This window comes from uncultured Microbacterium sp. (assembly GCF_963521695.1).
Lineage (GTDB): Bacteria > Actinomycetota > Actinomycetes > Actinomycetales > Microbacteriaceae > Microbacterium.
Genome location: NZ_CAUQWC010000178.1, coordinates 1 through 7,287 on the forward strand (window position 1 = coordinate 1; position 7,287 = coordinate 7,287).

Here is a 7,287-nt window from a genome sequence, read left to right on the forward strand (position 1 = left end):
GGTGGTGGCTTCGAAACGCACCGCCACGGATCGCGTCCGCGCGCGCACCGTGGTCCCTGCGCCGGTCGAACTTCGCTGAGCCCGTCGAAGGTCGCTGAGCCCGTCGAAGCGACCGCCACGGCCCACCCCACCAAGATCCCTGAGCCCGTCGAGGGTCCCTGAGCCCGTCGAAGGGACCGGCACCCGCACGAACGGCGACGCCCCCGACCACAGCGGATCGGGGGCGTCGGCCTGACAACGGGGCCGGTCAGCGCTTCTCGAGCTCCTCGGCCACGAGGAACGCCAGCTCGAGGCTCTGACGGTGGTTCAGGCGGGGATCGCAGAGGCTCTCGTAGCGGGTCGCGAGGGTGGCCTCGTCGATCTGCTCCGAACCGCCCAGGCACTCGGTCACGTCATCGCCGGTGAGCTCGACGTGGATGCCGCCGGGGTGCGTGCCCACCGATCGGTGGGCCTCGAAGAACCCGCGCACCTCGTCGACGACGTCGTCGAAGCGACGCGTCTTGTAGCCGGTGGGGGTGGTGATCCCGTTCCCGTGCATCGGGTCGGTGACCCACAGGGGCACAGCTCCCGAGTCACGGACGGCCTCGAGCAGCGGCGGCAGTGCGTCGCGGATCTTGCCGGCGCCCATGCGCGTGATGAACGTCAGCCGGCCCGGCTCCCGCTCGGGGTCGAGCTTGTCGATGAGCGCGAGCGCCGTCTCGGGCGTGGTCGTGGGGCCCAGCTTGACGCCGATGGGGTTTCGGATCTTCGAGAAGTAGTCGACGTGCGCGCCGTCGAGTTCGCGCGTGCGCTCGCCGATCCACTGGAAGTGCGACGAGGTGTTGTAGGCGAGACCCGTGCGCGAGTCGATACGCGTCATGGGGCGCTCGTAGTCCATGAGCAGACCCTCGTGGCCGGTGTAGAACTCCACGCGCGTCAGCTCGTCGAAGTTCGCCCCGGCAGCCTCCATGAACTTGATGGCCCGGTCGATCTCGGTCGCCATCGCCTCGTAGGCCTGATTGGCCGGGGTGCTCGCGAAGCCCTTGTTCCAGCTGTGGACCTCGCGGAGGTCGGCGAACCCGCCCTGCGTGAAGGCGCGAATGAGGTTCAGGGTCGAGGCGGCCGTGTGGTAGCCCTTGAGCAGTCGCGCAGGATCGGCCCGGCGCGACGCCTCGGTGAAGTCGTAGCCGTTGACGATGTCGCCGCGGTAGGCGGGGAGCGTCACGTCGCCGCGCGTCTCGACGTCGCTCGAGCGCGGCTTGGCGAACTGGCCGGCCATGCGGCCCATCTTCACCACGGGCATCGAGGCGCCGTAGGTGAGCACGACCGCCATCTGGAGCACCGTCTTGATGCGGTTGCGGATCTGCTCGGCGGTCGCTCCGGCGAACGTCTCGGCGCAGTCACCGCCCTGCAGGAGGAACGCCTGACCTGCGGCGGCGCGCGCGAGACGGTCGCGGAGGTTGTCGACCTCGCCGGCGAAGACCAGCGGCGGGAGGGTCGCCAGCTCCGCGGATGCCGCGGCCACCGCGCCCTCGTCATACCACTGGGGCTGCTGCTTGATGGGCAGGGATCGCCAGTGGTCGAGGTCGTGGAGCTGCTGATTCACTCCTGAAGTCTAGTGGCGGGACGCGGGCGCCTTCGCCGCCTGCGCGGTGGCCAGACGGTCCTTCACGGTCGAGGCGTAGACGTCTTCGTAACGCTGCTCTCCGAGCCGCTGGAGTGCCACCATGATCTCGTCGGTGACCGAACGCAGCACGTAGCGGTCGCCCTCCATGCCCTCGAACCGCGAGAAGTCCAGCGGCTCGCCGATGACAATTCCGACCCGTCCCACACGGGGCAGGCGCTGACCGATCGGCATCACGGCACCGGTGTCGACCATGACGACCGGTACGACCGGCACGCGCGCCTCGAGCGCCATGCGGGCGATTCCCGTGCGGCCTCGGTAGAGCGTGCCGTCGGGGCTGCGGGTGCCCTCGGGATAGATGCCGAGCAGTTCGCCGCGACCGAGCACGCCGAGGCCCGTGTTGAGCGAGGCCTCCGACGCCTTGCCGCCGGATCGATCGATGGGCAGCTGGCCCGTCGCGGTGAAGAACATCCGCGTGGCCCAGCCCTTGATGCCCTTGCCGGTGAAGTAGTCGCTCTTGGCGAGGAACGCCATACGGCGATCGATCATGAGCGGCAGGAAGATCGAGTCCGAGAACGACAGGTGGTTGCTGGCGAGGATCGCCGCCCCCTCGGTCGGGATGTTTCGCCGCCCCACCATCCACGGGCGGAAGATCGCCTTGATGACGGGCCCGATGACCACGTACTTCATCAGCCAGTAGAACATCGTCAGCGCTCCTTACCGGCGAGGTCGGCGACCCCGATGAGGCCGGCGTCGTTGCCCAGACGAGCGATGGCGAACTCCGCGACCGGACGTTCACCGTACCCCGGGAGCGACGTCTCGTACGCGAGCTTCACCGGGGCGAGCAGATCGGCGCCCAGCTGCGCGACGCCGCCGCCGATGACGAACAACTCGGGATCGAGCACGGCCTGGAAGCCGCCGCACGCCTCGCCGAGCGCGGTGGCGACGCGGCGGAGGGCCTCGACCGCGCCCGGGTCGCCGGCGAGCACGAGCCGTGAGACGGCGGGCCCGGGGATGGCGCCCTTCTCTTCGCGGATCGCGGCCAGGGCCGCCCCGATTCCACCCTCGTCGGCGATCGCGTTCGCCTCGCGCTGCAGGGCGCGACCCGAGGCGTACTGCTCCAGGCATCCGTTCTGCCCGCACCCGCAGGGGTGCCCGCCGCGCACGAAGCGCATGTGGCCGAGCTCGCCGCCGATGCCGTGGCCGCCGCGGAAGAGTTCACCCGCGCTGACGACGGCACCGCCGACACCGGTGCCCATGGTGAGCATGACCATGTCGTGAACGCCCTGACCGGCCCCGAAGCGGTACTCGCCCCAGCCTGCGGCGTTGGCGTCGTTCTCGATCGTGACGGGTGCGTCGAGGCGTTGCTCGAGGCGGGCGCGCAACGGTTCGTCGCGCCAGTCGATGTTGGGGGCGTAGATGACGGTGCTGCGGTCGAGGCTGATGAAGCCGGCCGCCGCGACACCGATCGCGTGGATGTCGTGCGCGCGGCGCAGGTGGTCGGCCATGTCGACCACGGCATCCACGAGGGCGGCGGGGTCGATGGGGGTGTCGACGCGGAGCTTCTCGATGATGGTGCCGTCGTCGTCGACGACGCCTCCCGCGATCTTCGTGCCCCCGATGTCGATGCCGACGTTCTGCACCGTGCTCCCTTCCGGGCCGACCGAGCGGCTCGGCCCGGTGAAGTCTAGCCATGCCGCGTGCGCGGCGCGGGACACCGCATCCCGGTGTGGCCGGAAACCGTGCGGATAGACTCGACGCACCGCTCGACGTTCTTTCCGGTGCCGAAGGAGTTACCGTGATTCAGTTCGACCTCCCCCTCATCGTCCCCGCAGACCCGGATGCCAACGCGTCCGACCTGCTGGCCGACCGTGTTCGGGCGACCCCCGACCGTCCCCTGTTCGCCGTCCCCGATGCCGACGGCTGGCGTGACGTGACCGCTGCCGAATTCGAGCGTCAGGTGATCGTCCTGGCGAAGGGATTCGTCGCCGCGGGAGTGCAGCCGGGAGAGAAAGTCGCCTTCATCGCGCGCACGACGTACGACTGGACGCTCGTGGACTTCGCGCTGTTCTACGCCGGGGCCGTGATGGTGCCGGTGTACGAGACGAGCTCCCCCGCGCAGATCTCGTGGATCCTTGCGGATTCGGGCGCCATCGCCGTCGTGCTCGAGTCGGCCGACCATGCCGAGCGGCTCGACGAGGTGCGCAGCGACGTCCCCCTCGTGCGCGAGGTGTGGGCCATGCACGCGGGCGACCTCGACAGGCTCGTGGCGGGGGGTACGCACATCACCGACGAAGAGATCGAGCGGCGCCGTCACCTCGCGAAGGCGTCGGACGTGGCCACCCTCATCTACACCTCGGGCTCGACCGGGCGTCCCAAGGGCTGCGTACTGGTGCACAGCAACTTCGTCGAGCTGGCGCGCAACTCGGCGAAGGCGTTGCACGAGGTCGTCGAGACGCAGGGGGCTTCCACGCTGCTCTTCATCACGACGGCTCACGTGTTCGCGCGGTTCATCTCGCTGTTGAACGTGCACGCCGGGGTGAAGACGGGCCACCAGCCCGACACGAAGCAGCTCCTTCCCGCGCTCGGCTCGTTCCAGCCGACGTTCCTCCTCGCCGTTCCGCGCGTGTTCGAGAAGGTGTACAACTCCGCCGAGCAGAAGGCCGAGGCGGGCGGCAAGGGCAAGATCTTCCGCGCGGCCGCGGACGCCGCGATCGAGCACTCGCAGCGCCTGCAGGACGGCAAGAAGATCCCGCTCGGACTCAAGCTCAAGTTCGCTCTCTTCGACAAGCTCGTCTACTCCAAGCTCCGGGATGCCATGGGTGGCCGCGTCGTCTACGCGGTGTCGGGATCCGCCCCGCTCGGCCCGCGTCTGGGTCACTTCTTCCGGAGCCTCGGCGTCGTCATCCTCGAGGGGTACGGCCTCACCGAGACCACCGCACCCGCCACGGTGAACCTGGCCACCAAGTCCAAGATCGGCACCGTCGGCCCCGTGCTGCCGGGCGTCGGCGTGCGGCTCGCCGACGACGGCGAGATCCAGGTACGCGGCATCAACGTCTTCCGCGAATACTGGCAGAACCCCGAGGCCACGGCCGAGGCGTTCGACGGCGAGTGGTTCAAGACCGGCGACATCGGAGCGTTCGACAACGACGGGTTCCTCACGATCACGGGCCGTAAGAAGGAGATCATCGTCACCGCCGGCGGCAAGAACGTCGCCCCCGCAGCTCTCGAGGATCCGATCCGCGCCAACCCGATCGTCGGACAGGTCGTCGTAGTGGGCGACCACAAGCCCTTCATCGCGGCGCTGGTGACCCTCGACTCCGAGATGCTGCCGACGTGGCTCGCCAACAACGGCCTTGCATCCGACATGTCGCTCGCCGACGCGGCCGAGAACGACAAGGTACGCGCCGAGGTGCAGGGGGCCATCGACCGAGCCAACACCCGCGTGTCGCGTGCGGAGTCGATCCGCAAGTTCACGATCCTCCCAACCGAGTGGACCGAGGCCAGCGGACACCTGACGCCCAAGATGAGCATCAAGCGCAACGTCATCGTGTCGGATTACGCCGACGCCATCGAGGACCTCTACGCCGTGCCGGTGAACACGACCAACGTGTCGCTGCCCTGACGCATACGACGAGAACGGCCCGGCCCCCTGAGGAGCCGGGCCGTTTCCCGTTGCCGCCCGCGCACGACCTCCGCGATTCGCCCACCGTCAGTCGCCGGCGGGCGGATCGCACTCACCCTGCGCACATCGCTGAAGTCATGCAGGCCGACGCCGTCGCAGGGAGACCACGCGCACCCGGTACAACCTCCACGATCCACCTCACCTCAGCTACCGGCGGGCCGATCGCACTCACCCTGCGCACATCGCTGAAGTACGCAGGCCGACGCCGTGCGCGCCGATGCCGCGGCTCGCGGACGTCAGAACCAGTCGCTCTCGCGCACCTGGCGCATCGCCTCACGACGCGTGTCGGCGGGCAGGCGCGAGAGGTAGAGCATCCCGTCGAGGTGGTCGGTTTCATGTTGCAGGGCCTGCGCCAGCAACCCCTCGCCCTCGAGCACGACCTCCGCACCGTCGAGGTCGACGCCCACGACCTTCGCCCACGGGTAGCGGATGGCATCGTGCCAAAGACCCGGGACCGAGAGGCATCCCTCCCCCACGGTCTCCGGCTCGCCGCGCGTCTCGACGAGCACGGGGTTCAGCACATAGCCGACGTCGCCGTCGATGTTGTAGCTGAAGGCCCGGAGGCCCACCCCGATCTGCGGGGCGGCCACGCCGGCCCGACCGGGCAGCTCGACGGTGTCGATGAGGTCCTGCACGAGGGCACGGACACCGTCGTCGATCTGATCGATGGGCGCGCTGACGGCGCGCAGAACCGGGTCGCCGAACAGGCGGATCGGACGCACGGTCATGCGGCGGCCGCCGGGGATCGCAGTCCCTCGACCACGGCCGCGGCGAGCTCGCGCGCCGCCTGCCGAGTCGAGGGCTGCAGGTCGCGGAAGGTGATGGCGCTACCCGCGGCGATGCGCGCGTCGTACGGCATCCGGATGACGGTGCGCACCCGCGAGCGGAAGTGCGCCTCGAGTTCGCTCTCGCGTACGAGAGGGGTGCCCGGCCGCGAATTGTTCAGGACCACGACGGCATCGCGCACTCGCGCCGCGTACCCGTTGGTCTCGAGCCAGGTGAGGGTCTCGGACGCGAGACGGGCCTCGTCGACGGAGAGCCCCGCGACGATCACGACGGTGTGGGCGAGTTCGAGGGTCGCCCCCATCACCGAGTGCACGATGCCCGTACCGGTGTCGGTCAGCACGATCGAGTAGTAGTGCGCGGCCACATCGGCGACGCGTCGGTAGTCATCGTCGCTGAATGCCTCCGACACCCGCGGATCGGCATCGGATGCCAGCACGTCGAGGCGCGTGGCGTCGCGGGCCACGATCGAGGAGACGTCGTGGTAGCCCGCGACCTCGTCGTGGGAGCGCACGAGATCGCGCACGGTGCGGCCGTTCGGCCGACCCACCCGGTCGGCGAGCGTGCCGCGGTCGGGGTTGGCGTCGACGGCGATGATGCGGTCGTCGCGGGCATCGGCGAGGGCCATTCCCAGCAGCGACGTGACGGTGGTCTTGCCCACGCCGCCCTTGCGCGAAAGCACCGGCACGAAGCGCGCGCCACCGGTCAGGGGCGCGGCGATGCGCTGATCGAGGTCTTTGCGATCACGGGCACGGCGCCCGTCGCCGAGGTTGATGCGGTGTCCGGAGACCGAATACACGAGCTGCTGCCACAGCCCCTCGGGCTCGGGCTTCGAGATCTGGCGAGGGTCGAGCAGACGGTCTGCGGTGAGCAGGTCGGAGCTCTCTCGGGCATCGTCGATCTCGCCGATGCGCTTCGACGTCAGCGTGACCTCGGACACGGGCGTGCGGACGCGTTCCATCGCGTGCGCGCGGTCGACACGCGCGGCCTCGTCGGCGGCGCGTGCGGCATCATCGGCCTGGTGCGCGCCTCGGCGCGTCAGCGGAAGAGTACCGATCGCCCCCGTCGCCGCACGCTCGGCACGGGTGGCGGGCACGGGCCCTGTCGTCGGTGCCTCCTCGGATGCGGCCGCAACGGGGCCGGTCGCAGGAGCGGTCACCGACGCGGGAGCGTCATCGGTCGCGGGAGTCGCTGCCGCGGGGCTGGATACCGGGCC

General features: G+C 69.7%; 5 protein-coding genes and 1 pseudogene. 1 reads left to right on the plus strand and 5 read right to left on the minus strand.

What is annotated here, in order from left to right:
* Positions 1–247: 247 nt before the first annotated feature.
* From RWP81_RS12465 to RWP81_RS12475, 3 genes are read right to left on the minus strand one after another with little or no spacing between them, the layout of a single operon-like run.
* Positions 248–1,585 (minus strand): class II 3-deoxy-7-phosphoheptulonate synthase, encoded by a 1,338-nt coding sequence (locus tag RWP81_RS12465; protein ID WP_243222654.1) that lies wholly within the window; start codon positions 1,583–1,585, stop codon positions 248–250.
* Positions 1,586–1,594: 9 nt separating this feature from the next.
* Positions 1,595–2,308, minus strand: coding sequence for a lysophospholipid acyltransferase family protein (locus RWP81_RS12470; RefSeq protein WP_314456555.1), 714 nt, complete (start codon positions 2,306–2,308; stop codon positions 1,595–1,597).
* A 2-nt stretch (positions 2,309–2,310) separates the two neighbouring features.
* A complete protein-coding gene (locus RWP81_RS12475; RefSeq protein ID WP_055957527.1) occupies positions 2,311–3,246 on the minus strand; it encodes an ROK family glucokinase in 936 nt (311 codons plus the stop codon).
* A gap of 155 nt (positions 3,247–3,401) precedes the next feature.
* Between RWP81_RS12475 and RWP81_RS12480 the strand changes: the two genes are divergently transcribed.
* On the plus strand, positions 3,402–5,228 hold the full coding sequence (locus RWP81_RS12480) for an AMP-dependent synthetase/ligase (protein ID WP_314456558.1): 1,827 nt from the start codon (positions 3,402–3,404) through the stop codon (positions 5,226–5,228).
* Between the two features lie 296 nt (positions 5,229–5,524).
* Here RWP81_RS12480 and RWP81_RS12485 read toward each other — a convergent pair whose 3' ends face one another.
* Positions 5,525–6,016: a peptide deformylase gene (locus RWP81_RS12485; protein WP_314456560.1), complete on the minus strand. Its 492-nt coding sequence runs from the start codon at positions 6,014–6,016 to the stop codon at positions 5,525–5,527.
* Positions 6,013–7,287 (minus strand): annotated as a pseudogene (locus RWP81_RS12490) (MinD/ParA family protein); the annotation flags it as partial. The gene RWP81_RS12485 and the pseudogene RWP81_RS12490, both read right to left, overlap by 4 nt.

What these genes read in the sequence shown, in the direction of transcription:
- RWP81_RS12485 (WP_314456560.1), bottom strand. Translation starts at nt 6,016, where the DNA reads ATGACCGTGCGTCCGATCCGCCTGTTCGGCGACCCGGTTCTGCGCGCC.
- RWP81_RS12470 (WP_314456555.1), bottom strand. Translation starts at nt 2,308, where the DNA reads ATGTTCTACTGGCTGATGAAGTACGTGGTCATCGGGCCCGTCATCAAG.